The 25,409-nt window shown below is 73.3% G+C and carries 24 protein-coding genes; 6 read left to right on the forward strand and 18 right to left on the reverse strand.

The features are described from left to right. Positions 1-18 precede the first annotated feature (18 nt). A complete protein-coding gene (locus AB0J97_RS17300; protein ID WP_364089425.1) occupies positions 19-693 on the reverse strand; it encodes a hypothetical protein in 675 nt (224 codons plus the stop codon). A gap of 11 nt (positions 694-704) precedes the next feature. Then, positions 705-1,664, reverse strand: coding sequence for an alpha/beta hydrolase (locus AB0J97_RS17305; protein ID WP_357694743.1), 960 nt, complete (start codon positions 1,662-1,664; stop codon positions 705-707). Positions 1,665-1,843: 179 nt separating this feature from the next. Between AB0J97_RS17305 and AB0J97_RS17310 the strand changes: the two genes are divergently transcribed. After that, positions 1,844-2,566, forward strand: a complete 723-nt coding sequence (locus tag AB0J97_RS17310) for an alpha/beta hydrolase (RefSeq protein ID WP_357694741.1) — start codon at positions 1,844-1,846, stop codon at positions 2,564-2,566. Between the two features lie 41 nt (positions 2,567-2,607). Here AB0J97_RS17310 and AB0J97_RS17315 read toward each other — a convergent pair whose 3' ends face one another. From AB0J97_RS17315 to hisG (AB0J97_RS17365), 11 genes are all read right to left on the reverse strand, one after another. Beyond that, complete coding sequence (locus tag AB0J97_RS17315) at positions 2,608-3,540, reverse strand: hypothetical protein (protein ID WP_357694739.1); 933 nt, start codon at positions 3,538-3,540, stop codon at positions 2,608-2,610. A gap of 47 nt (positions 3,541-3,587) precedes the next feature. Further along, positions 3,588-4,283, reverse strand: coding sequence for a LuxR C-terminal-related transcriptional regulator (locus AB0J97_RS17320; protein ID WP_364089429.1), 696 nt, complete (start codon positions 4,281-4,283; stop codon positions 3,588-3,590). A gap of 75 nt (positions 4,284-4,358) precedes the next feature. Continuing rightward, positions 4,359-5,084 carry a GntR family transcriptional regulator gene (locus AB0J97_RS17325; protein WP_357694735.1) on the reverse strand — a complete coding sequence of 242 codons (726 nt, stop codon included), beginning with the start codon at positions 5,082-5,084 and terminating at the stop codon, positions 4,359-4,361. Further along, complete coding sequence (locus AB0J97_RS17330) at positions 5,081-6,010, reverse strand: PfkB family carbohydrate kinase (RefSeq protein ID WP_357694733.1); 930 nt, start codon at positions 6,008-6,010, stop codon at positions 5,081-5,083. Before AB0J97_RS17330 ends, AB0J97_RS17325 begins: the two co-directional genes overlap by 4 nt. Continuing rightward, the gene (locus tag AB0J97_RS17335) at positions 6,007-6,918 is read right to left on the reverse strand and encodes a hypothetical protein (protein ID WP_364089433.1); all 912 of its coding nucleotides are present in this window, start codon (positions 6,916-6,918) and stop codon (positions 6,007-6,009) included. Before AB0J97_RS17335 ends, AB0J97_RS17330 begins: the two co-directional genes overlap by 4 nt. Before the next feature lie 12 nt (positions 6,919-6,930). Next, positions 6,931-9,024, reverse strand: a complete 2,094-nt coding sequence (locus AB0J97_RS17340) for a N,N-dimethylformamidase beta subunit family domain-containing protein (protein WP_364089436.1) — start codon at positions 9,022-9,024, stop codon at positions 6,931-6,933. Continuing rightward, on the reverse strand, positions 9,024-10,244 hold the full coding sequence (locus tag AB0J97_RS17345) for an ABC transporter permease (protein ID WP_364089439.1): 1,221 nt from the start codon (positions 10,242-10,244) through the stop codon (positions 9,024-9,026). The genes AB0J97_RS17340 and AB0J97_RS17345 overlap by 1 nt, the downstream gene beginning before the upstream one ends. Continuing rightward, on the reverse strand, positions 10,241-11,332 hold the full coding sequence (locus tag AB0J97_RS17350; protein ID WP_364089442.1) for an ABC transporter permease: 1,092 nt from the start codon (positions 11,330-11,332) through the stop codon (positions 10,241-10,243). The genes AB0J97_RS17345 and AB0J97_RS17350 overlap by 4 nt, the downstream gene beginning before the upstream one ends. Next, the gene (locus AB0J97_RS17355) at positions 11,329-12,384 is read right to left on the reverse strand and encodes a BMP family ABC transporter substrate-binding protein (protein WP_364089445.1); all 1,056 of its coding nucleotides are present in this window, start codon (positions 12,382-12,384) and stop codon (positions 11,329-11,331) included. Before AB0J97_RS17355 ends, AB0J97_RS17350 begins: the two co-directional genes overlap by 4 nt. A gap of 124 nt (positions 12,385-12,508) precedes the next feature. Then, positions 12,509-13,315, reverse strand: coding sequence for an HAD hydrolase family protein (locus AB0J97_RS17360; RefSeq protein WP_364089448.1), 807 nt, complete (start codon positions 13,313-13,315; stop codon positions 12,509-12,511). Then, the gene (hisG, locus tag AB0J97_RS17365; RefSeq protein ID WP_364089451.1) at positions 13,312-14,178 is read right to left on the reverse strand and encodes an ATP phosphoribosyltransferase; all 867 of its coding nucleotides are present in this window, start codon (positions 14,176-14,178) and stop codon (positions 13,312-13,314) included. The genes AB0J97_RS17360 and hisG (AB0J97_RS17365) overlap by 4 nt, the downstream gene beginning before the upstream one ends. A 183-nt stretch (positions 14,179-14,361) precedes the next feature. Here hisG (AB0J97_RS17365) and priA point away from each other — a divergent pair, with 183 nt between their 5' ends. Next, on the forward strand, positions 14,362-15,099 hold the full coding sequence (gene priA / locus AB0J97_RS17370; protein ID WP_357694718.1) for a bifunctional 1-(5-phosphoribosyl)-5-((5-phosphoribosylamino)methylideneamino)imidazole-4-carboxamide isomerase/phosphoribosylanthranilate isomerase PriA: 738 nt from the start codon (positions 14,362-14,364) through the stop codon (positions 15,097-15,099). On the opposite strand, the gene AB0J97_RS17375 is transcribed toward priA, so the two are convergent. Genes AB0J97_RS17375 through AB0J97_RS17395 form a run of 5 tightly spaced genes read right to left on the reverse strand, consistent with a single transcriptional unit; the run spans position 15,096 to position 21,544 of the window. Then, positions 15,096-15,581, reverse strand: a complete 486-nt coding sequence (locus AB0J97_RS17375) for an NUDIX domain-containing protein (protein ID WP_357694717.1) — start codon at positions 15,579-15,581, stop codon at positions 15,096-15,098. The genes priA and AB0J97_RS17375 overlap by 4 nt on opposite strands. Then, the gene (locus tag AB0J97_RS17380) at positions 15,578-17,356 is read right to left on the reverse strand and encodes an ABC transporter ATP-binding protein (protein WP_364089455.1); all 1,779 of its coding nucleotides are present in this window, start codon (positions 17,354-17,356) and stop codon (positions 15,578-15,580) included. The genes AB0J97_RS17375 and AB0J97_RS17380 overlap by 4 nt, the downstream gene beginning before the upstream one ends. Before the next feature lie 21 nt (positions 17,357-17,377). Then, positions 17,378-19,189, reverse strand: a complete 1,812-nt coding sequence (locus tag AB0J97_RS17385; RefSeq protein ID WP_364089458.1) for an ABC transporter ATP-binding protein — start codon at positions 19,187-19,189, stop codon at positions 17,378-17,380. A gap of 29 nt (positions 19,190-19,218) precedes the next feature. Beyond that, complete coding sequence (locus AB0J97_RS17390) at positions 19,219-20,274, reverse strand: Gfo/Idh/MocA family oxidoreductase (RefSeq protein ID WP_357694711.1); 1,056 nt, start codon at positions 20,272-20,274, stop codon at positions 19,219-19,221. Next, positions 20,267-21,544: an aminotransferase class III-fold pyridoxal phosphate-dependent enzyme gene (locus AB0J97_RS17395; protein WP_357694709.1), complete on the reverse strand. Its 1,278-nt coding sequence runs from the start codon at positions 21,542-21,544 to the stop codon at positions 20,267-20,269. The genes AB0J97_RS17390 and AB0J97_RS17395 overlap by 8 nt, the downstream gene beginning before the upstream one ends. Before the next feature lie 225 nt (positions 21,545-21,769). On the opposite strand from AB0J97_RS17395, the gene AB0J97_RS17400 reads away from it, so the two are divergent. The 4 genes from AB0J97_RS17400 to AB0J97_RS17415 all read left to right on the forward strand — a co-directional run bounded on the left by AB0J97_RS17400 (position 21,770) and on the right by AB0J97_RS17415 (position 25,391). Next, positions 21,770-22,489: a phosphoribosylaminoimidazolesuccinocarboxamide synthase gene (locus AB0J97_RS17400; RefSeq protein ID WP_357694707.1), complete on the forward strand. Its 720-nt coding sequence runs from the start codon at positions 21,770-21,772 to the stop codon at positions 22,487-22,489. Next, positions 22,476-23,180, forward strand: coding sequence for an SDR family NAD(P)-dependent oxidoreductase (locus tag AB0J97_RS17405; protein ID WP_364089463.1), 705 nt, complete (start codon positions 22,476-22,478; stop codon positions 23,178-23,180). Before AB0J97_RS17400 ends, AB0J97_RS17405 begins: the two co-directional genes overlap by 14 nt. Positions 23,181-23,223: 43 nt before the next feature. Then, positions 23,224-24,111, forward strand: a complete 888-nt coding sequence (hisG, locus tag AB0J97_RS17410; RefSeq protein WP_357694703.1) for an ATP phosphoribosyltransferase — start codon at positions 23,224-23,226, stop codon at positions 24,109-24,111. Positions 24,112-24,182: 71 nt separating this feature from the next. Then, on the forward strand, positions 24,183-25,391 hold the full coding sequence (locus AB0J97_RS17415; protein WP_364089466.1) for an MFS transporter: 1,209 nt from the start codon (positions 24,183-24,185) through the stop codon (positions 25,389-25,391). Positions 25,392-25,409 lie beyond the last annotated feature (18 nt).

Genomic DNA, 25,409 nt, shown 5'->3' on the forward strand with positions numbered 1-25,409 from the left:
AGGCCGGGCGCGCGCCGGTCAGGGCTCCACGAAGCGTTCGACGAAGGTCAGGGCGGTGCCGCAGACCTCGCGCCAGCCGCTGTCCACGGTCATCGAGTGTCCGCGCCCCGGCAGCTCGACGATCTCGGTCAGGTGGTGCTGATTGCGCGCCTGGCGCAGGTAGGAGGCGTGTGCGGCGGCCCACGGGACCGTGCGGTCCATCTCGCCGGAGATCAGCAGCAGCGGCCCCCGGTCCGGCGCTGTGCCGTCGAGGCTCCACGGGTCGGCCGCCTCCCCCGCCGGGACGGCGTACGTCTCGTACAGCCGCCTGGCCTCCTCCTCCCCGACGGCGTTGGCCACGGCGTGCCGGAACCGCCCGTACGTGAGCGTCCCGCGGAACGGCGCCGGGCTGATCGCCACGCAGGCGCAGGCCAGCCCGCGCCCGGCGAGGATCTGCGCGACCAGGCCGCCGGCGGCGTGGCCGACGACGGCGGGCCGGCGGGTCAGCCCGCCGACCAGCCCCGCGAAGTGCCCCGCCGCCTCGCCGTCCGCCGGCCAGGCCGGGATCACGGGGACGAACCCCGCCTGCCCGAACACCTCGGCCCAGGGCTCCCAGCTCTCGGCCAGCAGCCACGGGTCGTGCACGAAGACGACCGGAACCCGGCCGGTGGCGTTGGCGTGGCGTACCTGGTCGAGGTCGTAGGCGGAGGACATGGCGCGGCGGGTCAGCTCTCGTGCAGGGCCCGGCGCAGCGTGCCCACGGCCAGCTCGATCGCCGACTCGGCCGCGTACGTGCCGCGCAGCGCGTTGAGCATGACGAAGTCGTGGATGATGCCCTGGTAACGCACGGCGGTCACGGGCACCCCGGCCTCGCGCAGCTTGGCGGCGTACGCCTCGCCCTCGTCCCGCAGCACGTCCGCCTCGCCGGTGATGACCAGCGCCGGCGGCAGGCCGGTCAGCTCCTCGACGGTGGCCCGCAGCGGGGACGCGGTGATCTCGGCGCGCTCGGCGGCCGAGGTCGTGTACTGGTCCCAGAACCACTGCATGCCGTCGCGGCGCAGGAAGTAGCCCTCGGCGAACTGCCGGTAGGAGCCGGTGTCGAAGGAGGCGTCGGTCACCGGGTAGAAGAGCACCTGGCCGCGCAGCGACAGCCCGCCACGCTGCTTGGCCATGATGGTGAGCGCGGCGGTCATGTTGCCGCCGACGGAGTCGCCGGCCACCGCCAGGCGCGTGGCGTCCAGGCCCTTGGAGGCGCCGTCGGTGACGATCCAGCGGGCGACCGTCCAGTTCTGCTCGATGGCGACCGGGTAGCGGTGCTCGGGCGACAGGTCGTACTCGGGGAAGACCACGGCGGCGCCGGCGCCGGTCGCCAGCTCGCGGACCAGCCGGTCGTGGGTGTGGGCGTTGCCGAAGACCCAGCCCGCGCCGTGGATGTAGATGATCACGGGAAGGTCGCCGGTGCTGCCGGCGGGCCGCACGATGCGGGCCCTGACCTCGCCGGTGGGGCCGCCGGGGACCGTCACCCACTCCTCGTCCACGGCGGGCAGCTCGACCGGGCCGGACTGGACCTCGTTCACGGCCTTGCGGCCCTCCTCCGGCGGGAGCTGGAACAGGTACGGCGGCTCGGCGGTGGCCTCGGCGAACGCCTGGGCGGCGGGTTCCAGGACAGGCTTGATCATGATCACTCCAGGAAGAAGGGGCGGGAAGCAGGGGGGCCGTCATCCATCAAAGCGACCGTCCCGGGGAAAGACGAGGCGGAACCACAGGCAGAAGTACGTTTCCGCCTCGTGCGCGCGAGCGGCCGGGCTGTTGGATCGCTACCGGGGCCGACCGGTCCCCTTTGCCCAGAGAAGGAGCCTTTCCCATGACGGAGAGCATCACCCCGACGGTCGTCCTCGTGCACGGCGCGTTCGCCGACGCGGCGAGCTGGACCGGCGTCATCGCCGAGCTCCAGCGGGACGGCATCCCCGTGGTCGCGCCGCCCAACCCGCTGCGCGGCCTGGCCTCCGACGCCGCCTACGTCGCCTCCGTGGCGGCCCAGATCGACGGCCCGGTCGTGCTGGTCGGCCACTCGTACGGCGGCGCGATCATCACCGTGGCCGGCACGGCGGACAACGTCGTCGGCCTCGTCTACGTCGCCGCGTACGTCCTGGAGGAGGGCGAGAGCCTGGCCGAGCTCCAGGGACGCTTCCCCGAGCCGCCGCTCGGCGCGAGCCTGCGGCAGGCGTCCTACCCGCTGGCCGGCGGCGGCACCGCCGTGGAGCTCACCATCGCCGCCGACGCCTTCCCCGAGGTCTTCGCCGCGGACGTGCCCGCCGACGTCACCCGCGTCCTGGCGGTGGCGCAGCGGCCGCTGGCGGCCGGGGCGTTCACCGAGCCGGCGGCCACGACGGCCTGGCGGGCCAAGCCGTCGTGGGCCGTCGTCGCGGACGCCGACCAGGCCATCAACCCCGACGTGCAGCGGTTCGGCGCCGAGCGGGCCGGCGCGACCGCCGTCGAGGTCGCGGGCGCCTCGCACGCGGTCGCGGTGTCCCGGCCGAAGGAGGTCGCCGACGTGATCCGCGCGGCCGTCCGCGCCACCTCCTGACGGCAGCCAAGGCCGCCAGGAGGCGGGTGGAGGCCGGGTGGTCAGGACTGCTTGCCGAGGCCCTGGAAGCGGCTCTCGATGAAGTCGCCCCAGGTGGAGTTCAGCGTCATCAGCTCGCCGTCCACCATCTTCCACTGGCGGGCCTTGTGCTGCGGGTAGGCGAAGAGCACGGACGACAGGCGCTCGTAGCCGGCGGGCATCGGCCTGGTGTGCACCCGGTGCGTGGACGGCCGGAACCGCCCGTCGGAGGCGCTGGTGAGCATCCGGCCGATGTTGCAGAGCACGACGTCGGTCCCGGCGATCACTGGCTCGACCCAGGTGCCGTCGTGCAGCACGTACTGCAGGCCCTGGTCGGACGGGGGAAGCTGGAGGCCGAGCATCTGGATGCCGGAGTGCTCGTGGGCCAGCACCTGGCGGTCGCCCACGTCCCGGTAGTGGATCACCCGCAGGTTCGTCGCGTCGTGCGACAGGTCCAGCTCGGGCGTGCCCGGCGGCATCATCCCCCGGACGACCTCGCCGAAGAGCGAGATCAGCCGGAAGGCGATGTCGAACACCTCGGCGGCGCGGGTGCCGAACGCCGGGAAGGCCCGCAGCACGTCACCCGCCCCGGGCGGCTGGTCGCCGATCATGGCGCCGCTGACGTGGATGAACTCCTTCGGGTCGGGCACGCCGTTGGCCAGGCGCGGGATCTCCGAGTTGTACGGGAAGAACCCGTGCGTGCCGCCGACGGCGAGCTGCGGGACGACGTCGTAGGCGTAGTCGGACAGGGCGGGCCCGGTCGCCCGGCAGGCCGCGGCGAAGTCGTTCATCATGGCCGCGACGCGCTCGCCGATGCCGGGAACCTCCGCGGCCATGAAGCCCCATCCGGTCAGCTGTGACCTGATGGCGTCGGTGGCGGCGGCCATGTCCGCCTCGATGTCGTGCAGCCTGACGACGGGAGCGCGGCCGCTGAGTTCCATGAGAGGGACGTCCATTGTCACTCCGTTTCTCGATGACCGATCGGGATGGTTCGTCGTACGTGCTACGTGCCGGTGCTGCTCAGGTGGCTCGGGATGCGGGCGGCGGGGTCGAGGCCGAGACGCTGGGCGACCAGGGCGACCTCGGTGCGGTTGGAGCAGTTGAACTTGACGAGCAGGTTCGAGATGTGGCGCTTGACGCCGTGGATGGAGATGCCCATCGCGCGGGCGATCTGGTGGTTGCTCATGCCGCGCAGCAGCAGCGCCAGGACCATGTGCTCGCGTTCGGTCAGGCGTCCGAGCAGGTCGGGGCCGCCTCTGGACGGGGCGGGCGCGTCACCGCGCAGCAGCCGATCGAAGGTGCCCGACAAGCCCGCGACATTGATCTCGTCCCACAGCAGGCAACCGGCCAGGCCGTACCGCTGGGCGACGCAGGGCGCGAGCTCCTCCCCCTGCCGCACCATGGCCAGGATGCGCGGGCGGGCCCGGCAGGGGCGTCCGCCGAGCACGTCCGCCAGGACGGCGAGCGGGATCACCGCCACGTCGAAGTCCTCGCCGGCCAGCAGCAGCCTGGCCTCCGCCGAGCTGCGCACGACCGCGACCCCGGCCACGTTCGACACCTTCATCAGCAGCGGCGGGAGCCCGTAGAAGGAGACCTCGTCCTCGGCGAGCCAGAAGACGGACAGCCTGGAGCACCTCGCACGGAGGCTGGAAGGGGAGGCCGGGATCGGCTGGCCGGCCTCCAGCGTGATGGCACTCATCGCATGATCCTCTCTGCGTCGGCGAACGGCGGTCGGTCGGTACGCGGCGGCGGCTCTATCGGTCGTGGGGACTCGTCAGTCTCGGCGTCTCACCAGGTGGAAGGAGAAGTCGGTGCCCCTGTGGTAGTCCTGCGAATACAGCAGCGGCCGTCCGGCGCTGTCGTGGTGGGTCTGGAGCAGCAGCAGCCAGGCGCCGCCGTCCTCGGGGGTGCCGATGCGCTCGGCCTGGGCGTGGCTGAGGGTCACCGCCCTGACCTGGGCGACGGCGTAGGCGATGGTGTGGCCGTACTCGGTGAGGAGCTGGAACAGCGACCCCGTCCAGTCCACCTCGTCCATGGGGCGGCCGATGAGCGAGCGCGGGAACAGGTCGATCGAGTACAGCAGCGCGTCGTCCCGGTGCCGGCGCAGGCGTTCCAACCGGACGATGGCCTCGCCGGGCGGGAGTTGCAGCAGCTCGCGCTGGTGGCGGTCCGGCTCGGTGGCCACGACGTCGAGGACGGTGTTGTCGGCCGTGAACCCCCGGCTGGCCAGCATCTCGGTCACGCCTTCGAGGCGGGTCAGCGGCCGGTCCAGGCTGGGCTGGGTGGTGAGGTAGCGGCCGTCGCCGTGCCTGGCCTGGATGAGCCCTTCCTGCTCCAGGAGCTTGAACGCCTCCCTGATGCTGGTGCGCCCGACGTCGAACAGGGTCATGAGCTCGTTCTCCGACGGCAGCCTGTCACCGGGGCGCAACCCCTGTTCGACGATCAGGGCGTGCAGCCGGTCACGGATCTGGATGGCCAGGGTGGGATGACGTCGTGTCACGCGGGTCTCTCCTGCACGGACGGACCGCGGAGCGGGGCGATGCCGAGCTCGGCGGCCGATGGGTAGCTGGGGGCACAGAACCGGCGCGTGACCGAGACGGTCGCCACCTGGCAGGCGAGCCGGACGCCGCGCACCAGGCCCGCGCCGGCGCAGAGGGCGGCCGCCAGGGCGCCGGTGAAGGCGTCACCCGCGCCGGTGGTGTCCACAACGCGCACGCTGGGGACGTCGATCAGCATAGTGCCGCCGTCGTCGGCGATCTCGGCGCCGTGCTCGCCGCGGGTGACGACGACGGCGCGCCCCCTGGTCCGGCCGCGCAGGTCGTCCAGGTCGCCGGGGGTCGGCCCGGCCAGGGCGGCCAGCTCGCCCTCGTTGAGCACCAGCAGGTCGGCCCGGGCCAGCAGCTCCTTCCCGGTCCCTTCGCGGAACGGGCCCGCCGGGCTGGGGTTGAGCAGGACGCGCACGCCCGCCGGGGCGGCCGTCGCGGCGGCGTAGGAGATCTCCAGCGGGATCTCGCCCTGGAGGACGAGCACGGACCCGGTGGGCAGTCCGGCGGCGACGGCGGCCGCCTGGGCGGGCGGCAGCAGGTCGGCGGCCCCCGGCCAGGTCATCACCATCTGCCTGCCGCCGGAGTCGACGTAGACGAAGCTGCGCCCGGTCGCCACGCCGACGGCCGTGGTGCAGTCGCCGACCTCGATGCCCTCGGCGCGCAGCTCGGCCAGCGCCACCGGCCGGGCGGCGTCGTCGCCGAGGCAGCCGACGAACCGGGCCGGTGCGCCCAGCCGCGCGGCGGCCACGGCCACGTTCGCGGCCTTGCCGCCGTGCGCGGTGGCGTAGTCGGCGGCGTTGACGCTCTCGCCCGGCTCCGGCAGGTGGTCGCCGAACATGTACAGGTCGACGATGTAGGCGCCGATCGCGACGACGGTCACGAGCCCAGCCCCAGGGCGCAGGGCGCGATGCTGTCGGCGTCGACGGTCACGCGCACGTCGGGGTGGCGGTGCGCGAAGGTGACCGGGAGCAGCACGTCCGGCTCGGTGGTGAGCAGGAGGACCCGGACGATGTAGCGCTTCCAGGCGCCGCCGTCGGTGACGAGGTGCAGCCGGCGGGCGGAGAGGATCTCCGACATGCCGACGGTGATCGCCATGCGCGGGATCGCCTGCGTGTAGCCGCCGGTCACACGGTGGGAGTGGGCCACGATCGTGTCGTCGAGCAAGGGGACGACGCGCGTGGTCGAGGCGGCGAACTCCTCGGCGGTGTACTGGTGCCAGCGCGTGGACGGCGGCTCGTTGAAGGCCAGGTGCCCCCGGTAGCCGAAGCCCGCGTAGCAGGTGTCGGCGCCGCCCGTGCCGCGCAGGCGCTCGCCGAACGCGTCGGGGTCGAACACGTCGGGGAAGACGACGTTGTCGGGGTGGGGCCGCAGGTCGGGGTCGAGGAGCTGGTAGAGGTTGCGGTCGCAGTAGCCGCGGAAGCTGAAGGGATGCGAGGGGTCCACCGGCCGGCCCTGCCAGTCGAGGAACTCGTCCATGTGGAAGGCGAACACGTCGGCCCAGCTGATGCGCTCCTCGTTGCAGATGCGCGCGAGGATCGGGTACTGCGCCTTCGGTCCCACGGGCAGGATCCAGCGGGTGGGCTCGCCGCGCATGTTGCGGGCGCGTAACTCGTCGGCCATCTCGCGGGCCAGCCGGTAGTAGAGCTCGGTCGTGTCGGGGTAGACGGTCAGCGGGTGGCGGGCGATGGCCGCCACGTCCTCGGCGGGCATGGACAACAGCTCGTCGGTCAACTCGGCCGACGTGCGGGGATAGGGGTAGTCGAGGTGCCTCGCGCTGGCGGTGGTCACGTCACTCCTCACTCACAAGCTGCGGGAGAGCAGGAATCGGGACAGGACGTTGCGGGTGATTCGCCTGATGTCACCGTCACAGCAGGCGAGACTGGTCACCCAGTTGACGGATCCGGCGGCGAAGACCGCGCCGCCTGATCCGAGCCGTCGCAGGGTCATGTCGGCGCGTACGGTCTCCGCGCCGGTTCCGGCCTCCTCGGTAGGGGGCCGGTAGTGGTGGCTGTGGCCGCCCGCGGAGGTCGCGAGCAGCAGGGTGTCCGGTGGGGTGCCGAGCTCGGGCGCGGCCCGGTCGATCTCGTCCCCGGCCGCCCCGCCGAGCGCGAGCCCGCAGCAGCCCACCGGGTCGGTCCCGACGCCCTCGAAGACCCAGGACGCCTCCTCCCGGTGGCTGTCGGGCAGCCGGGTGTACCCGGGGGCGGGCCCCCACCCCTGGGCGGCGAAGCCGACGCCGAGCAACTCCTGCGGCGCGAGGCCGCGGTGCCGCCAGAGGCCGCCCGGCTCGCCGGTGGAGGTCAGCACGTCCTCGCCGGGCTCGTCGTCCCACCAGTCGCCGACGTGGCCGCGGCGGACCTCGATGGCGTGCGGGTGACGGGGGTCGACGCCGGTCACCCAGTAGAACCCGTTGCCGCCCAGGTACATGAGCCGGCCGCCGCCCGACACGTACGCACCGAAGGCCGCGCGGCCGGGGGCGGTGACGTACTCGGGGTGGCTGCCGGTCAGGACGACGCGGTAGGCGGACAGCAGGTCGGCGCCGCCTTCGTGCACGTCCTCGTCGGCCAGCACGTCGAAGGCGAACCCCGCCGAACGCAGCCAGCGCAGCAGCAGCAGGTCGGCGGCGAAGTGGCGTGGCGCGCCGGTCATCCACCAGCGGTAGCCGGGGGTGAGGTTGAGCACCGGGCGGAGCCTGGAGGAGTGGGTGACGTGACCGCCCTCTCTCCGCTGGTCGTACAGGGACAGGCCGAGCTCGCGGTGCTCGTTGAGGTAGGCGTCCACCGGGGAGAGCGTGATCACGCGGTCGGTGACCCGCTTGTAGTCCCCGAAGTACTCGGCCTCGCTGGACTGCCGGTGGTTGGCGTAGGCGAGGTAGGTGAACGTGGGCAGGACGACCGCGACCGCGCTCCTGCGCGTCCCGTCCGGGCGCACCACCACGGGGAGGACGCACGACTGGCCCCGGGTGCGCAGGCGCACGCCGAGCACGGTGGAGCCGGCGTCCTCGGGGACGGTCAGCTCGCACGTCACCGGCCAGCGGGCGTCGTCGAGGTCCTCCGGGCTGACCTGGAGCGCGGTGCGGGCGACGCCTCCCGGCCCGATCAGCCCGGCGAGCGGCCGGTTGACGGCGTTCGCGTGGCGCCCGTTCCCGCTGACGTCCGGGACGACGGGGGCGCCGGGCCCGGCGGAGGGGTCCCAGAGGGCCAGCAGGTCGGGGCCGAGGTGTTTGACCAGCTCGGGAGCGGTGGTCAGGTCGCGCAGCGGGGCGTGTCCCGGGGCGGTGAGCAGGCCGTCCGTCACCATCGGGAGGGCGATCCGGCCCGCGTACGGGTGCTCGTCGCCGGCCCCGATCCGCAGCTCGCCGGACGTGGACGGCAGCGGCAGGCGGGCCCGGCCGGCGCTCACGCCCGGGGTGCGGAAGTCGTTCAGGTGCAGGACGGTCATCAGCGGCGCCGCGTCCCACGCCACGGCCAGCAGCGACCACTCCCCCGCCGGGACGGCCGCGCGCAGGCGGCAGCCCATGCTCCCGGACGCCGTCAGCACGGTCGCCTCCGGCCGGCCCTCCTCGTCGAGCGCCAGCAGCAGCCGCCAGCCGGAGGCGCCCAGACGGGCCACGACCTGGCGCGCCCCGAGCCGCTTGGGACGGATCCACAGGGCCAGGCCGCCCCGGGGAGGCGTCGGCACCGAGGCCGCCTCCAGCCGGGAGCCGGGCCGCAGCGGCCGGGGCTCGATCGTCACGGGCACGGCCGGGGTCAGGTCGCCCTCCCGCACGAGGTCCACGAGGGCGACGTCCGCCTCCCCGGACGGGCCCGAGGCGTGCACGGTCAGCCGCTCGCCGGGGGCGGCCGACCAGCGGTCGGCGTACCCCATCAGGCGAGGCTCCCGGTCGATGGCCATCACGCGTCTCCTCGCCGGTAGGGGATGCCGACGTAGGCCGGCATGCGGAGCCGTTGGGCGACCGTGACCAGCACCAGGAGCGTGGTGAGGTACGGCGTGGCGTACACGAGCTGGGTGGGGACCGAGTCGGTGCCCTGGAAGAGCGCGAAGGCGGCGGCGCCGAGCAGCGCCAGCGTCGCGGCCGGGCGCAGCCGCGTGCGGACGAGCACGATCGCCGCGACCCAGGCCAGCACGGCCCCGAGGAGCAGCAGCACGTGCACCGCGCTCGCCTGGCGCAGTTGCAGCGCGTCGGCGTAGCCGAACAGCAGGGCACCCGCCGCCGTACCGGTCGGGCGCCAGTTGCCGAAGATCATGGCGGCCAGCCCGATGAAGCCCCGGCCGCCGGTCTGGCCCTCGCGGTAGACGGTCGAGGAGACGGTGACCAGGTAGGCCCCGCCGAGCCCGGCCAGCCCGCCGGAGACCAGCACGCCGTAGTACCGCATCCGCAGCACCGGGACGCCGAGCGAGTCCGCCGCCGCGGGATGCTCGCCCGCCGAACGCAGCCGCAGCCCGAACGCGGTCCGCCAGAGCAGCACGAAACTCAGCGGGACCAGCGCGACGGCGACCACGGTCAGCAGCGAGACCTCGTGCAGGAACCCCCGCACGATCCCGGCGAGGTCGGACACCAGGAAGAACCGGCCGCGCTCCAGCCCGCCCAGGAGATCGGGCGAGCCCCCGCCGCCCGCCAGGACGGGCACGCTCACCGTGCCGATCGACCCGCGCACCGGCGGCGACTGGGTGGCCCCCGCCCCCGGCAGGCCGCTGAAGGCGATGACCGACATGAACCGGGCCACGCCCACGGCCAGGATGTTGATCGCGATGCCGCAGACGACCTGGTCGACCCCGAACGTCACGGTGACGACCGCGTGCAGCAGCCCCGCGGCGACCCCGCCGAGCGTGCCGACCAGCACCCCGGCCCAGACGCCGTACGCGTACCCGGCCCAGGCGCCGCAGACCGTCCCGATGATCATCATGCCCTCGATGCCGAGGTTGGCGACGCCCGCGCGCTCGCTCCACAGGCCGCTGAGCCCGGCGAGCCCGATGGGGACCGCCAGCCGCAGCGCCGCCCCCATGACGCCCGACCCGGTGAGCTCGTCGGCGCCGGTGAACACCCTGACCGCAGACATCGCCAGCAGCAGGACGAGCGCGGCCCGCCACCACCGGTACCGTGCCGCGCTCACGCGGACGGCTCCAGCGCGGGGGCGGCCTGTTCCCGTACGAGCCGCTCGGCGCGTCTGCGTTCCACGCGCCGCGCCACCTCGTAGGCGACCACGACGCTGAGCACGATGACGCCCTGCATGATCGTGACGATCTCCTTGGGGATGCCCTCGATGTCGAGGATCAGCGCCGACCGTTCCAGGAACCCGAAGAGCAGGGCGGCCAGCGCGATGCCCACCGGCGTGTTGCGGCCGAGCAGGGCCACGGCGATCCCGGTGAAGCCCGCGCCGGAGGGGAAGTCCATGCCGTACCGGTAGGTCTGGCCCAGCAGGTCGGGCAGCCCGGCCAGGCCCGCCAGGCCGCCGGACAACAACATCGTCACCAGGATCATCCGGCGCGGGTCGATGCCCTGGACGCGCGCCGCCACCGGGTTCAGGCCGCCGGCCTTCAGCTCGTAGCCGTAGCGGGTGCGGGTGAGCATCAGGTGCACGGCCACCCCCAGCACGACCGCGGCGAGCGCGGCCGAGCCGAGCTGGTCGCCCGAGGGCAGCGTGAGCTGGGGCAGCCGGGCCGACGGCGGCAGCTCCGGCGTCGAACCGGAGGTGCTGCCGGCGGCGAAGACCTCGGCCAGCAGGTAGGCGACGACGGCGGTGGCGACGTAGTTCAGCAGCAGCGTGGACAGCACCTCGGAGACGCCGCGCCACACCTTGAGCACCGCGGCGATCCCCGCCCACAGGGCCCCGGCCAGCACGGCGACCAGGCAGACGAACGCCAGGTGCAGCGGGCCCGGCAGCCGCACGGCCGTCCCGGCGACCGCCGCGAACAGCGCGGCCACGTGGTACTGGCCCTCGACCCCGATGTTGAACAGCTTCATCCGGAAGGTGACGGCCACGGCGAGGGCGGCGAAGAAGTAGACGGCCGCCCGGTTCACCGCCGAGACGAGCGAGTCCGGCCGGACCCCGAACTCCAGCATCGTCAGGTACGTCCGCCCCGGCGCGGCCCCCACCGCGGCCAGCAGCGCGGTGGCGACCGTGAGCGCGATCAGCAGCGCGAGCGCCGGCACGGCGAGCACGCCCACCGCCTCCCGGCCCGCCGCCCGCGCCCGGCTCACCGGCTCTCCGCCGGCCTGACGGGCACCTTGATCTGGCCCGAGACGATCTGCTTGCGCAGCTCCTCCAGCCGCGGCTGGATGTCGGCGAGCTCGCCGCCGCTGGTGGCGTAGCCGACGCCGCCCTCCTTGAGCCCGAACTCGCGCACCCCGGCGATCGGCCGGCCCGCCGCCGCGTCCCGGACGATGCTCAGCACCGCGACGTCGAGCTGCTTGGTGGCGCTGGTGAGGATCACCCCGGCGAGCCCCGGATCGACCGTCTTCCGCTGGTCGACGTCGACGCCGATCGCCCACTTGCCGGCCGCCTTGGCCGCCTGGAAGACGCCGAGCCCGGACGCGCCGGCGGCGTGGTAGACGACGTCGGCGCCGCCGTCGTACATGCCGCGGGCCGCCTCCTGGGCCTTGTCGGGCGCGGAGAAGCCGCTGAAGTCGGGCGGCTGGGACATGAACACGCTGGAGAGCTGGATCGCGGGTTTCACCGCGCGGGCGCCGGCCTCGTACCCGGCGAGGAACTTCTCCTGCGGCGGCGTCTGCACCCCGCCGACGAAGCCGATCCTCCCGGTGGCGGACTTGAGCGCGGCCGCCGCGCCGACCAGGTAGCTGGCCTGCTCCTCGCGGAACACCACGTTGGTGACGTTGGGCAGCTTCACGGTGGCGTCGTCGATGATGACGAACTGGGTGCGGGGGAAGGCGGGGGCGACCTTCGCCAGCGGCTGGGCGTAGAAGAAGCCGACGGCCAGCACCGGGTTGTGGCCGGTCTGGGCCAGCAGCCGCAGGATCTCCTCCAGGTCGGACCCGGCGGCGTTGGGGCTGAGCTCCTTGGCGGTGACGCCCAGCTCGGCCTTCGCGCGGTCGACGCCGGCCCCCACCGAGTCGTTGAAGGACCTGTCTCCGCGTCCGCCGCGGCTGAAGGCGACGCCGACCGAGGTGGCGCCCTTCGTCCCGGCGGCGGGGCCGCCGGCGGAGTCGACGGCGGTGCAGGCGGCGAGCGAGCACAGCGCCGCGCAGAGGGCGACGACGCGGACGAGCACAGGGGCAGCGGCTAATCGGGGCACTGGGGCACCTCTCAGACGGGACGCCCGCGCCTGGCGCGGGCCCTGGCGGCCTGCCTCCGCAGGCCGATCCTGGCCGGTGCGTTCCCGGCTCCAGCGCCCATCATGAATACTCGTCAGACAAGCGTCAATACTTCTCTGAGAAATCGGCCATGGCGTGCCTTTCCAGCCACGCGGCCACCCCGTCGTCGTCGTTGGAGAAGGTCACCTCGCCGACCGCGCCGAGCACGGCGGGGTGGGCGTTGGCGACCGCCACCGCGGTTCCGGCCCAGGTCAGCATGGGGAGGTCGTTCGGCATGTCGCCGAAGGCGATCACGTCGGCGCTGCCGAGGCCGAGCCGGGCCGCCATCGACTTCAGGGCCGCCGCCTTGGTGACGCCGGCCCGCATCACCTCGCAGAACACGTCCGCCGAGATGGTGACCTCGCAGCCGGTCAGGATCCCTCGCACGGTCTCGTAGTACTGGCGGGCGGCCCCTTCGAGCTGGACCATGAGCTTGCCGACGTCGTGCCGGCCGATCTCGCCCTCCAGGCGGGGGACGCGCCGGGCGTCGCGGGCCAGCGGCTCGGGCAGGTGGAAGGCGTCCTCCAGCAGCAGCTCAAGGCGGCACTCGGCGCCCAGGCGCACGCCGGGGAAGCGGTCGCGCAGCACCGACAGCGCCGCGGCGAGCGGCTGCCGGTCCAGCGGGCGGAAGTCGACCACCTCCTCGCTGCCGAAGTCGAAGGTGATCGAGCCGTTCCCGCAGACGGCGACGGCCGCGTGGTCCAGGGCCGCGGCCACCGGACGGGTGTCGCGCACCGGCCGGGCGGTCGCGATGACGAACACGTGCCCGGCGGCGCGGGCGCGGCGCACGGCCGTCCTGGTGCGCTCCGAGACCTGGCCGCGGGAGTCGAGGAGCGTCCCGTCGAGGTCGCACACGATCATCCGCCGGCTCACGCGGTGACGTCCTTCCCGACGCCCGACCCGATGACGTCGAGCGCCCCGGCGGCCAGGAGGCCGCCGATGGTCTCGGCCAGGCCGCGCCGGGCGGCCAGCCCCTGCACGACCACCAGGCCCTCGGTCAGGCCGGTGCCGGCCCGCCAGGACCGCTCCGGCATCGACCCGGCCACGCGCGGCAGGTCGCGCGGGGAGGTGCGCACGGTCAGCAGCACGTGCGCCGCTCCCCCGTCCACCGAGGTGAGCAGCCGGGCGATCCGCTGGATGGCGGCGCGTCTGCCGGCGTCCCGCCAGGCGGCCGGGCTCGCGACGAGGTGCGGGGAGCACGTTCGTAACGTGGCGATGACCCGCAGGTCGTGGTCGTCGAGGGCGGAGCCGTGCCCGTCGGCCTCGACGACGGCGTCGGCCAGCTCGGGGACCTTGGCCTCCGTGGCCCCGAAGGACGGGACGATCCGTACGGGCAGCGGCACGCTCTGGAAGAACTGCCTGACGATCTTCGGGTACTCGGTGGCGATCCGGGCCCCGGCCGGCAGGCCGGCGGCGTCCACGGCGGGATGCCCGTCGGGGACGGCGAGCACGAGCCGCCAGGGGGGCACGCACCCGCTCACCTCGACGAGCTCGACCTTCGCGCCGGTCTCCTCGATCCAGTCGGTGCCGGTCACGCCGAAGTCGAAGACGCCTCTCTCCACGGCGAGCGGGATCTCCCGCGGTTTGTGGAAGACCACCTCGACGCCGCCGTCGTAGGCGATGGCGGCCCGGTAGCCGCGCTCGGACGGGCGGCGCACCTCCAGCCCGGCGGCGGCGAAGAGGTCGAGGACGGGACGCTCCAGGAACGTGCCCTTGGGCAGCGCGAGCGAGACCATGCAGTCCTCCTCGGAACAGGGGGACCGGCCCCCGGCGACTGGGCGTGCGGCGCGCACCGGCAAGCGTCCCCGTCCGGCCGGGCGGCGGCAAGTGAACCATGGTGGTGGCCGAAGGTTGACTTCGATTTCTGACCATTGTTGGCGATGATGGAAAAGGGGGGTACACGGGAGAGGAAACGACGAGTGTCCACATGCCTGACCCTCCTGCCCGCCGTCGACGTGCGCGGCGGCCGGGCCGTCCGCCTGGTGCGCGGCGAGTCCGGATCCGAGACCTGGTACGGCGACCCGCTCGACGCGGCGCTGGCCTGGCAGGACGCGGGCGCCGACTGGGTGCACCTGGTGGACCTCGACGCCGCCTTCGGCACCGGCTCCAACCGGGCCCGCCTCGCCGAGGTCGTCGGCGCCCTGGACATCCCGGTCGAGCTGTGCGGCGGCGTGCGCGACGACGCGGGCCTGGCCGCCGCGCTGGCGACCGGCTGCGGCCGGGTGGTGCTCGGCACGGGCGCGCTGGAACGTCCGGCGTGGGTGGCCGAGGTCATCGCCCGGCACGGCGACCGGGTCGCCGTCGAGCTCGACGTCTGGGGCACCACCGTACGCAGCCACGGCTGGACCCGCGACGCCGGCGAGCTGTACGAGACCCTGGCCCGCCTGGACGCCGCCGGCTGCGCCCGGTACGTCGTCACCGACATCGCCAGGGACGGCACGCTCGGCGGCCCCAACCTCGACCTGCTGCGCAAGGTGTGCGCCGCCACCGGCAGCCCCGTCGTGGCCTCCGGCGGCATCTCCTGCCTGGACGACCTGCGCGCCATCTCCTCCCTGACCTCGCTGGGCGTCGAGGGCGCGGTGGTCGGCAAGGCGCTGTACGCCGGCAGGTTCACCCTGCGCCAGGCCCTGGACGCGGTACGCAAGCCGGAGCCCTAACCCGGCCGCATGGCCAGCGCGCGCAGGGCCAGCTCGACCATGCCGGAGCCGGGGGAATCGGCGGCCAGGCGGCGTAGGGCGTCGCCGTCCAGCCAGCGGGACTCCTCGAACTTGTCCTGTTCGATCCGGGGCCGGGTCAGGTCGCCCTCGACCGTGGCCAGCACGTCGATCTCGCGCCGGAGGCCGCCGTCGCCGCCGGTCCAGTCGAAGACGTCCACCAGGCCGCCCACCCGCAGCAGCCGCCAGCCGGTCTCCTCCTCGATCTCCCTGGCCAGCGCCGCGCACAACGTCTCGTCCTGCTCGACGTGCCCGCCGACGATGTCCCAGCAGCCGGGGAAGAGCCGCACGTGGGCCGCCCGCCGCTGCAGGAACACCTCGCCGCCCGGGTTGACCAGCACCGCGCCCACCACGCAGCGCACGCCCGCCGCGGACGCCTCCCGCTGGATCGGCTCGAACTCCGGCGGATGGGGTGCGCAGGTCATGCGGTCTCCTGGTGGGCGTAGTAGGTGGCGTAGAGCGCGGCGAACGGGCCGTCGCGGCGCAGCAGCTCGTCGAACCGGCCCTGCTCGGCGATCCTCCCGCCGTGCAACACCAGAACGCGGTCGGCGCGCCGGATGGTGGACAGCCGGTGGGCGATCACCAGGACCGTGCGGTCGGCGCACAGGCGCGACAGGGCGTCCTGGATGCCGCGTTCGGTCAGCGGGTCGACGCTGGCGGTCGGCTCGTCCAGCAGCAGGATGTCCGGTTCGCGGACGAACATGCGGGCCAGGGCGATGAGCTGCCGCTGCCCGACCGACACGCCCTGACCGCCCGCGGCCAGGCGGTCGTCCAGGGACATCGGCATGCTGCGGTCCCACACGCGGTGGCCGATCCGCTCGACGGCCCGTACGACGTCGTCGCGGCCGGCGCCGGGGCGGCCGTAGGCGATGTTCTCGGCGAGCGTGCCGGCGAAGATGAACGGGTGCTGCGGGACGACCCCCACCCGCCGCCGGTAGGCCCGCAGGTCGAGGCCGCGGATGTCCCGACCGTCGACCAGCAGCTCGCCGCCCTGGAAGTCGTAGGCACGGGCGATCAGCTTGGCCAGCGTGGACTTGCCGCCGCCGGTGTGCCCGACGACCGCCACCGTCTCGCGGGCCGCGACGCGCACGTCGAAGTCGCGGAACACGGTGGCGCCGGAGCCGTACCGGAAGTGCAGGCCGCGGGCCTCGATCGCGCCGGTCAGCCCGGTCACCGGCGCGTTCCCGCTCTGGACGACGGCATGATCGCTGTCGATCAGCGCGAACACCCGCTCGGCGGCGGCCAGCCCCTGCTGGAACAGGCTCCAGAACGAGGCGGCCTGGGTGACCGGCTGCCAGAGCATGCCGAGTGCCTGGAGGGCGAAGTACCACTCGCCCGCCGAAAGCCTGCCGAACACCGCGAACCGCCCGCCCTGGTACAGCACGACCGCCGTGGCCAGCCCGGCCAGCAACGTCAGGACCGGCAGGATGACCGCGTAGATGAGGCCCTGCCGGACGTAGACGCGGTACGACAGCCGGTTGACGTCGTCGAAGTCGCCATGGACGGCCTGCTCGCGGCCGAAGCTCTTGGCGACCGCGATGCCGAGCATGGTCTCGTGCACGTTGGCGTTGACCTTGGCCATCACCCGCCGCGTGGCCGCCGCCGCCGTACGGGCCACCCGGCGGAAGGCCAGGGCCGTGCCCAGCAGGAACGGCAGCGCCGCCACGATGACCAGGCCGAGGCCGGGGTCGATCCAGAACACCACGCCGCCGAGCAGCACCACCAGGAAGAGCTGGCTGATCAGGTTCAGGGTGAGGGTGAGCACCGAGCCGAAGCCCTCGGTGTCGCCGGTGACCCGGCTGAGCACCTTGCCGACCGAGTTCTCGTCGTAGAAGGCGACGTCCTTGGCGAGCGCGGCGTCGGCGGCCTCGCACTGCAACCGGTACACCATGCCGCCGACCAGCCGGGCGGTGATCGCCTGGCGGGCCCAGTTCATCGCCCAGGCCAGCACCGCCGCCGCGACCACGAACACGCACAGCAGCAGGCCGGGGCCGCTGCCGCCGCCGGCCTGGTCGATCAGACGGGAGACGACCACCGGCACCGAGGCGGTCAGCAGCACCGAGCCCGCGACGAGCAGGGCCGAGCCGATCATGCCGGCGCGGTGGGCGCGCAGCTGGCGCAGGATGCGGGCCAGCAGGCGGCGGTTGCCGTACACGCGGTCGTAGGCGTCGGCGTGCAGGCCGGCGAACAGGTCGCTCATGGCCGTCGCCGATCCTGGGCGTCATCCACTGTAGATCTCCCGGTAGAGCGCGCAGCGCGCCATCAGTTCGTCGTGCGAGCCCTGGTCGACGACCTGGCCGCCGTCCAGCAGCAGGATGACGTCGGCGCGGCGGATCTGGCCGGGGCGGTGCGAGACCAGCACCGTCGTGCGGCCCGCCGTCGCACGTTCGACGGCCTCGGTGATGGCCGATTCGGTACGGGCGTCCACCGCGCTGGTCGCGTCGTCGAGGGTGAGGATGCGCGGGTCGGTCAGCAGGGCCCTGGCGATGGCCAGCCGTTGCCGCTGCCCGCCGGACAACGTCGTGCCGCCCTCGTTGAGCACGGTGTCGTAGCCGTCGGCCATTCCCTGGACGAACTCGTCCGCGCACGCCTGCTTGGCGACGCGCAGGACGTCCTCGTACCCGGCGGCGTGCGGCGCGCCGAAGGCGACGTTGTCCAGCACGCTCTTGGAGAACAGGAAGATCTCCTGGTCCACGTGGCCGATCTGGCGGCGCAGCGCGCCCGGCTCCCACTCGCGCACGTCACGCCCGTCGATCAGCACGCGGCCCTCGGTGGCGTCGTACATGCGGTTGACCAGTTTGATCAGCATGCTCTTGCCGCTGCCGGTGGGGCCGACGACGGCCAGGGTGCGGCCGGCGGGCAGGTGGAAGGAGACCTCGCGCAGGATGTCCCTGCCCTCGTGGCGGAGCGAGACCCGGTCGAAGGTGATCGAGCCCTCGACGTCCGCCGTCGTGCCGCGTGTGTCCTCGCGCTCGCCGGGGGCGCCGTCGATGATCTCCCGCATGCGCGCGGCGGCGGCGAAGCCCTCCTGGATCACCGGCACGGCCTGCTCGGACATGGTGACGGGCTGCGCGAACAGCAGCAGCCAGCCGAGGTAGGTCACCACCTGGGACAGCGCCAGCTCCCCCTGCGAGTAGAGGTAGAGGGAGTGCAGGGAGCCGGTCACCATGGCCAGCGCGAAGCTCAGCGCGGGCAGGTAGACCGCCTGCGCCCGGCCGCGCCGGACGAAGGCGTCCCGGTAGGCGGCGGCGGCCGACCGCAGGGCGCGCCGCTCGAAGTCCTCCTGCGTGGCGGCCTTGACGGTGGCGATGCCCGACAGCGTGGTGGAGAAGCGTTCGTTGAGGTCGGCGAAGGTCTCGCGGGTGCGCATGACCAGCGGGTAGAGCCGGCGCAGGTGGTAGCGCAGCGCGTAGGCGAACACCAGCACCAGCACGCCGGGGGCCAGCAGCAGCCGCGGGTCCAGCGAGGCGATGAACAGGATCGGCACCAGCAGGGCCAGGACGCCGTTGGCGGCGGTGGCCGCCCCCGGGCTGAGCATGTAGTCGACGAGCCTGGCGTCGTTGATCGCGCGGGCCAGGATGTCGCCGATGCGCTGCTGGTCGTGGAAGGCCATGCGCTTGGTCAGCAGGCTGCGGTACAGCTCGTCGCGTACGTCCCGTTTGACGCGCTGGGCGACGACCTCCATCGAGCCGTTCGACAGCAGGTCGGCGACGAACCGGCCGACCGCCAGCAGCGCGGCCGTCAGCGCCGCCACCCCGACCGCGCCGAGGTCGTGCCGGGGACCGGTGGCCTCGGCGAACGCCGTGCCGATCTGGACGGGCACGAGCGTGGAGCACAGGCTCGCCGCCACGGCCGCCAGGGTGAACAGCAGCAGCGAGAGCCGGTGCCGGCCCAGATGACCGGCCACCCACCGGCCCACCCCCCGTGACGCGACCGGCCGCCCCTCGCGCGTGCCTGGGCCGGTCCGCCGGTCGGCCTGATCGTGCGACGCGACCGGCCGCCCGCCCGCGGCCGGTCGCGCCCGTTCAGTCATGCCTCCCCCTCCTCGTCAACGGCCCCCGCCTAGGCCGAGGCCCGGACGGAGCCGGTCAGCAGGCCGAAGCCGTTCGTCGCGGCCGTGTTCAGCTCCGCCATCACCCGGTCGCACAGGGCGGAGGCGGCCAGCGCGTCGGAGACCGACGGCACGCCCTTGACCGCGGGACGTGCGCCCGTGCGGGCCTCGGCCGACCGCTGCGCGCAGACGTCCACGAACGCCTGGAGCTCGGGCCCGAAACCGCTGCGCGCCCACCCGTGGTCCAGGTTGCGGGTGCTGTGCAGCTCCTGGCCGTACGGCACGCCGTCGGACAGTTCGAGCGTCACCCGCTCCAGCGACGGCGCGCTGTACCGGCTGCCGTCCATGCCCTGCACGGTGACGCCCACCATGAACCGCTTGACGTGGTTGCCCATGCGCAGCGTGGACAGCGAGCCGTCGTGGTGCCGCAGGAACAGGTTGACCTGGAACCGGTCGGCGTCACTGGCGATGGCGTGCGCGTCCACCTGGACGACCGGCGACGGCACGAACCAGCGGGCCAGGTCGAGGGCGTGCACCCCGTTGTGCCGGATCCACGCCTCCAGGGTGGTGTCCACCCCCCACTGCGGCGCGGACGGGTGGCGGCTGTAGAAGTCGATGGTCACCGAGCACGGCGTGGCCCGGATCTCCTCGCTCAACTCGTGCAGCCGTTGCAGCGTCTCGGCGTAGCGGAAGTTGAAGCCCACCTGGACGTGCCGCCCGGTGCGCCGCACCACGTGCTCCAGGTCCTGGAGCGAGGGCGTGGACGGCCCGGCCGGCTTCTCGACGAAACAGTCGACCCCGCGCTCGGCGAGCTGCCGGACCAGCAGGTACGACGGCTCCGGCGGGACGGCCAGCACGGCGGCGTCCACCATCTCCAGGTCGAGCTCGTCCACCGACGAGACACAGGTCGCGCCGCCGGCCAGCGACTGCACGTCGGCGGCCAGCGACAGGTCGGGGTCGACGCAGGCCACGACCTGGTGGCCGCGGATGCGTTGCAGGAACGGGAAGAGGTTCTGCTGCATCTGGCGGCCGCAGCCGACCAGGGCGAGCCGGAGGAGGTCAGCCACGGCCGGCCTCCGCGGGCGCGCTCCACGCCTCGAACGCCTGCCGCGCCCGGTCGCGCAGGTCGTCCCAGTCGAGGTCGCGGTGGGCCAGGCACACGAAGGACGGGTGCCCTTCGAGCAGCAGGATGCCGACCCCGGCGAGCTCGGCCAGCAGCGACTCGCGCCGCTCCTTGTCGCCCAGCAGCCCCACGTCGTGGTAGACCAGCTCGAACATGCCGCCGCCGAGCACCGGACGGGCGCCGACCAGGGCCTCGACCCCGGCGTCCGCGGCGCCCGCGGTGAAGGCGGCGGCCACCTGCGTGCCGATCCGCCCGATCTCCGTCCAGCCGTCGGGCGAGTCTCCGACGGGCTTCTCCAGGACGTCGCGGGTGGCCAGCGCGGCGTAGACGGCGATCATCTCCTTGGAGAAGGTGCCGCTCAACCGGGCCTTCTCGGCCAGCGCGAGCAGGTCCGCGTCACCGGCCAGGATGCTCAGCGGGGCGCCGTTGGCCAGCGCCTTGCCGATCACGATCAGGTCGGAGCCGAGGGCGTTGTCGTGGTCGTAGCCGAGTGCCGAGATCCGGCCGCCGGTCTTGGTCTCGTCGAAGACGGTGAGCAGCCCGGCCTCGCGGCACATGGCGACGGCCTGGCGCAGCACGTCGGCCGTGGTGAAGGAGGCCAGGTACGCGTCGAAGACGAAGCAGCCCAGCCGGCCGCGGTGCCGTTCCAGCAGCTCGGCCAGGGATTCGAGGCGCAGGTCCACCCAGTTGGCCACCGGCTCGGAGTCGCCGACGCCGCGCATGGCGTCGGTGTAGCGGAGCTTGTCCCGCAGCGGCGAGTGCAGCGGCTCGTGCCACTTGAGCGAGTCGGCGATCTGGGCGTCGTGCCAGCCGACATAGCCGCTGCGGATGACGCCGAGCCTGCCGGTGCGCATCGCGGCCAGCCGGAAGGCGGCGGTGACGGCCTCGGAGGCGGTCTTGAAGAACGCGCCGCGGTCGCCGGGCCGCTCGCCGAGCAGCCTGTTCAGGTATTCCTGGTGGAACGTGGTGTAGCCCGGCAGCATGACGCCGTTGCCGAGATAACCGCAGAGAATTTCGTTGAACTGGGCGTCCGCGTGGCCGATTATCACTGGCCCATAACCCATGACGAAATCGATGTACGGTACGCCGTTCGCGTCGGACACCTCGCCCCGCCGCCCCCGCGAGAACAAGAGCTGCTGCCCCGCCGACCTGAACTTTCGCGTGATCTTCGAGTGAGCTATGCGCTCATATTCCGACAACGATCCTCCCCCCATTGGGATTTGAATTAAGATCGGAATTCTCAATTTCAGAAGACAGTACCGTCCGGTCGCCGGGACCCGTCAAGTACTCTTTCTTCCAGGACCCCGGGCACGGTCGGACGACATATCAAGACCGCGAGACGGACGTCAAGTGCTCCTTTTTCCAGGGTCACGCCGCCTTGACAATCAGGTGCCCGCAATATCAAGTTGTGTGGGCCATTGTCGGCGGATGGAGGCCACGTGGATAACGGAACCGAACCGGGAAGTCCGGCCGGCCGCGGAGAGCCGGATATCGTCGGGCGCAGTAAGCGTCTGTGGCTGCTGCCGGAGGGGCGCTGCCTGGTGCAGATAATCCCCAGCCTGCGCAGTTTCACGTACCACCGCGATGAAATCGTCGAACGCACCGGGCCGCTCCGGCTCGATTTCTACGAAAGGGCGGCGGCCCGGCTGGCCGACGCCGGGGTGCCGTGCGCGTTCCGGGAACGGGTCTCGGCCGACTCGTACGTGGCCGACTACTGCCCGGCGCCGCCGTTCGAGGTGATCGTGAAGAACCGGGCCACGGGATCGACCACCCGCAAATACCCCGGCCTGTTCGAGGACGGCGCCCCGCTGCCGCGCCCGGTCGTGAAGTTCGACTACCGGACCGACCCCGAGGACCAGCCGATCGGCGAGGACTACCTGCGGGCGCTCGACCTGCCGGTGGAGGAGATGCGCGAGCTGTCCCTCGCCGTCAACGACGTGCTGCGGTCCTGGCTGCGCCCGCTGGAGGTGTGGGACTTCTGCCTCATCTTCGGTCAGACCGCCGACGGCGGCCTGACCGTCATCTCCGAGATCTCCCAGGACTGCATGCGCCTGCGCCACCAGGACGGCTCCCCGCTGGACAAGGACCTGTTCCGGGACGGCGTGGCCGGCGAGGAGATCGTGAACCAGTGGAGCCGCGTCCTCGATGTCATCACATGAGACCCCGGCCGCGCTGGTCACCGGCAGCAACCGGGGCAGCGGGCTGGCCATCGCCGAGGAGCTGCGCGAGCGCGGCTACCGCGTCTTCTCCCTGAACCGCTCGCTCGCCGGCGAGGACTGGCTCGGCGAGCACAAGTGCGACCTGTCGGACCCCGCGCAGATCGCGGAGGCGACCGCCCAGGTGCTCGGCGCGGCGGGCCGGCTCGACGTCTGCGTGTCCAACGCGGTGGACCGGGTGCTCGACCCGATCGCCGACCTGCGCGGGGAGGACTGGGAGCGGCTGGTCGCGATCAACCTGAGCGCCTGCTTCCACCTGCTCAAGGCCGTCCTGCCGGCGTTGCGGGCCGCCCGCGGGATGTTCGTCGCCATGGGCAGCCACGCCGGGACCCGGTACTTCGAGGGCGGGGCCGCCTACAGTGCCACCAAGGCCGGGCTGAAGGCGCTGGTCGAGACGCTGTTGCTGGAGGAGCGGGGCAACGGGGTGCGGGCCTGCCTGGTCTCGCCGGGCGCCATCGCCAACCTCGACGGCGACGGGTCGCCGCACAAGATGAGCACCCGGTCGGTGGCCCGCTGCGTGGGCACCATCGTCGGCTCCTGGCCGGACGACCTCGTGGTGGGCGAGATCGAGGTGCGGCCGTCCAGCCTGCCCGAGCCGCCCGTCGTCGGCATCGACCGGCTGCTGCACGTGTGACCCCGCGCCCCCCTCGTCGCCGCCGTGCTCGCAAGGAGGAACCATGATCTCGCTCGCCCTGCCGAAGGGGTCGCTGGAGCGGCGGGCCCTGGAGCTCTTCGCGACCGCGGGGCTCCCCGTACGGCGGCGCTCCGAACGCTCCTACCGCGGCACGGTGGACCACTCCGGCGTGTCGCACGTGGCCTTCTACAAGCCGCGCGAGATCCCCCTGGTCGTCGGGGACGGCACCTTCGACCTCGGGCTGACCGGCGCCGACTGGGTGGAGGAGAGCGGGGCCGAGGTCGAGGTGGTGGAGTCGTTCGACTACTCCAGGAACACCGAGCGGCCGTGGCGGCTGGTGCTCGCGGTGCCGTCCGGCCACCCCGCCCGCAGCGCGGCCGACCTGGACGACGGGGTCAGGGTGGCCACCGAGTACCCGAACATCGGCCGCCGCTTCTTCCGTGAGGCGGGACGGCGGGCCGAGGTGGTCGTGTCCTACGGCGCGACCGAGGCCAAGATCCCCGAGCTGGCCGACGCCTTGATGGACGTCGTGGAGACCGGCCACTCGCTCCGCCAGAACGACCTGCGCGTCATCGAGACCGTCCGGACCTGCGGCGCGCAGCTCGTCGCCAACCCGGCCGCCTACGCCGACCCGGCCAGGCGCGACGTGATCAGGAACGTCGCCCTGCTGCTGCGCGCCGCCTGGGTGGGCCCGGCCCACGTGCTGCTGACGGTCCGCGCCCCCGCCGACCGGCTGGCCGAGGTGGTGCCCGCGATGCCGGGCCGGTCCTGGCGCTCGGGCCCCGACCTGGCCGACGGCGCCATGGTCGTCGTCCAGGGCGTCCTGCCCAGGCGGGACGTGCCCGAGACGATCGACGCGCTGCTGTCGGCCGGGGCCGTCGACGTCACCGAGTCGGCCATCGGCATCCTCGCCACGGGAGAAGCGGGTTGATCGAGGCCGCCGGCATGGCGAAGATCGGACGTGGGAACCCTGGCCCGCGGAACGCAGTGCGAAGGAGACTCATGGACCCCCGGTCGGCGGCGAAGATCACGGAGGCGTCCCCGCCACGCTCCCCCTGGCTGACGATCCTCGTCGTCTACGTCGGCGGGGTCGTCGCCGCGATGAGCCTCGGCAAGTTCTCCTCGGTCGGACCGGCGGTGGCCGCCCAGCTCGGGCTGTCGCTGTCGGAGCTGGGCTGGGTGATCTCGGCGGTGGTCGGCGTCGGGGCCGCGGTCGGCCTGCCGGCGGGCTACCTCGTCCGCCGCTTCGGCACCGGGCGGTCGCTGGTCACCGGGCTGGCCCTGATCGCGGCGGCGGGCGCGGCGAGCATGGCCGCCGACGACTTCGCCTGGCTGCTCATCGCCCGCGGCGTCGAGGGCGTCGGCTACGTCCTGGTCACCATCTCCTGCCCGGCGCTGATCCTGCGCCTGGCCCAGGAGCGCGACCGGGGCACCGCCCTGTCGGTGTGGGCGACGTTCGTCCCGGTCGGGCTGGGGGCCAGCACGCTGGCCGGCGGCGCGGCCGGCGACGCGCTGGGGTGGCGCGGCTGGACCGGGCTGATCGCCGGGCTGACGCTGCTGACCGCGGTGGTGACGTGGGCGCGGCTGCCGCGCGGCGGCGCGGCGCAGGCCGCCGGGCCGGTCCCCCGGGCGCGGGCGCTGGCCTGGCCGGGCGTGCTCGCCGCGGCCTTCTGCCTGACCGCGCTGGTGACCATCCCGGTGATCGTGCTCCTGCCCACCCTGCTCATCGAGCAGTACGGCCGCTCGGCCGCCGCCGCGGGCGCGCTGACCTCGGTGATCTCGCTGCTCGGCGTGGCCGGCGGGCTGGCGGTGGGCGTCCTGCTGCGCAGGGGCGTACGGGTCGGCGTGCTGGCCCTGTCGGGGTTCCTCGTCGTGCCGGCCGCCTGGATCCTGTACTCCGGCGGCTCCTCCGCGGGCGCGCTCACCGGCGCCGGCGTCATCTCCATGGAGAACGGCTTCCTGGGCGCCCTCGTCTTCGCCGCGCTCCCCCTGATCCTGGAACGCCTCGACCACGCCGACGTCGGCAACGGCGTCATCGCCCAGGCCGGCAGCCTCGGCTCCCTGCTCGGCCCCCCGCTGTTCGGCCTGGTGGCGAGCGACTTCGGCTACCCGGCACTGATCCCCGTCATCGCCGTCGGCATCGTCGCCGCCGTCGGCGCCTTGCTGCTGATCGGCCGGCGGGCGGCAGGGCCGCTCCCGGCCGCGGACTGAGCCGGCCGCCGGAGCCGG

This window comes from Nonomuraea sp. NPDC049607 (assembly GCF_040675375.1).
Lineage (GTDB): Bacteria > Actinomycetota > Actinomycetes > Streptosporangiales > Streptosporangiaceae > Nonomuraea.

What these genes read in the sequence shown, in the direction of transcription:
- AB0J97_RS17300 (WP_364089425.1), bottom strand. Translation starts at nt 693, where the DNA reads ATGTCCTCCGCCTACGACCTCGACCAGGTACGCCACGCCAACGCCACC.
- AB0J97_RS17310 (WP_357694741.1), top strand. Translation starts at nt 1,844, where the DNA reads ATGACGGAGAGCATCACCCCGACGGTCGTCCTCGTGCACGGCGCGTTC.
- AB0J97_RS17315 (WP_357694739.1), bottom strand. Translation starts at nt 3,540, where the DNA reads ATGGACGTCCCTCTCATGGAACTCAGCGGCCGCGCTCCCGTCGTCAGG.
- AB0J97_RS17320 (WP_364089429.1), bottom strand. Translation starts at nt 4,283, where the DNA reads ATGAGTGCCATCACGCTGGAGGCCGGCCAGCCGATCCCGGCCTCCCCT.
- AB0J97_RS17340 (WP_364089436.1), bottom strand. Translation starts at nt 9,024, where the DNA reads ATGGCCATCGACCGGGAGCCTCGCCTGATGGGGTACGCCGACCGCTGG.
- hisG (WP_364089451.1), bottom strand. Translation starts at nt 14,178, where the DNA reads ATGGTCTCGCTCGCGCTGCCCAAGGGCACGTTCCTGGAGCGTCCCGTC.
- AB0J97_RS17375 (WP_357694717.1), bottom strand. Translation starts at nt 15,581, where the DNA reads ATGACCTGCGCACCCCATCCGCCGGAGTTCGAGCCGATCCAGCGGGAG.
- AB0J97_RS17380 (WP_364089455.1), bottom strand. Translation starts at nt 17,356, where the DNA reads ATGAGCGACCTGTTCGCCGGCCTGCACGCCGACGCCTACGACCGCGTG.
- AB0J97_RS17385 (WP_364089458.1), bottom strand. Translation starts at nt 19,189, where the DNA reads ATGACTGAACGGGCGCGACCGGCCGCGGGCGGGCGGCCGGTCGCGTCG.
- AB0J97_RS17395 (WP_357694709.1), bottom strand. Translation starts at nt 21,544, where the DNA reads ATGGGGGGAGGATCGTTGTCGGAATATGAGCGCATAGCTCACTCGAAG.
- AB0J97_RS17405 (WP_364089463.1), top strand. Translation starts at nt 22,476, where the DNA reads ATGTCATCACATGAGACCCCGGCCGCGCTGGTCACCGGCAGCAACCGG.
- hisG (WP_357694703.1), top strand. Translation starts at nt 23,224, where the DNA reads ATGATCTCGCTCGCCCTGCCGAAGGGGTCGCTGGAGCGGCGGGCCCTG.
- AB0J97_RS17415 (WP_364089466.1), top strand. Translation starts at nt 24,183, where the DNA reads ATGGACCCCCGGTCGGCGGCGAAGATCACGGAGGCGTCCCCGCCACGC.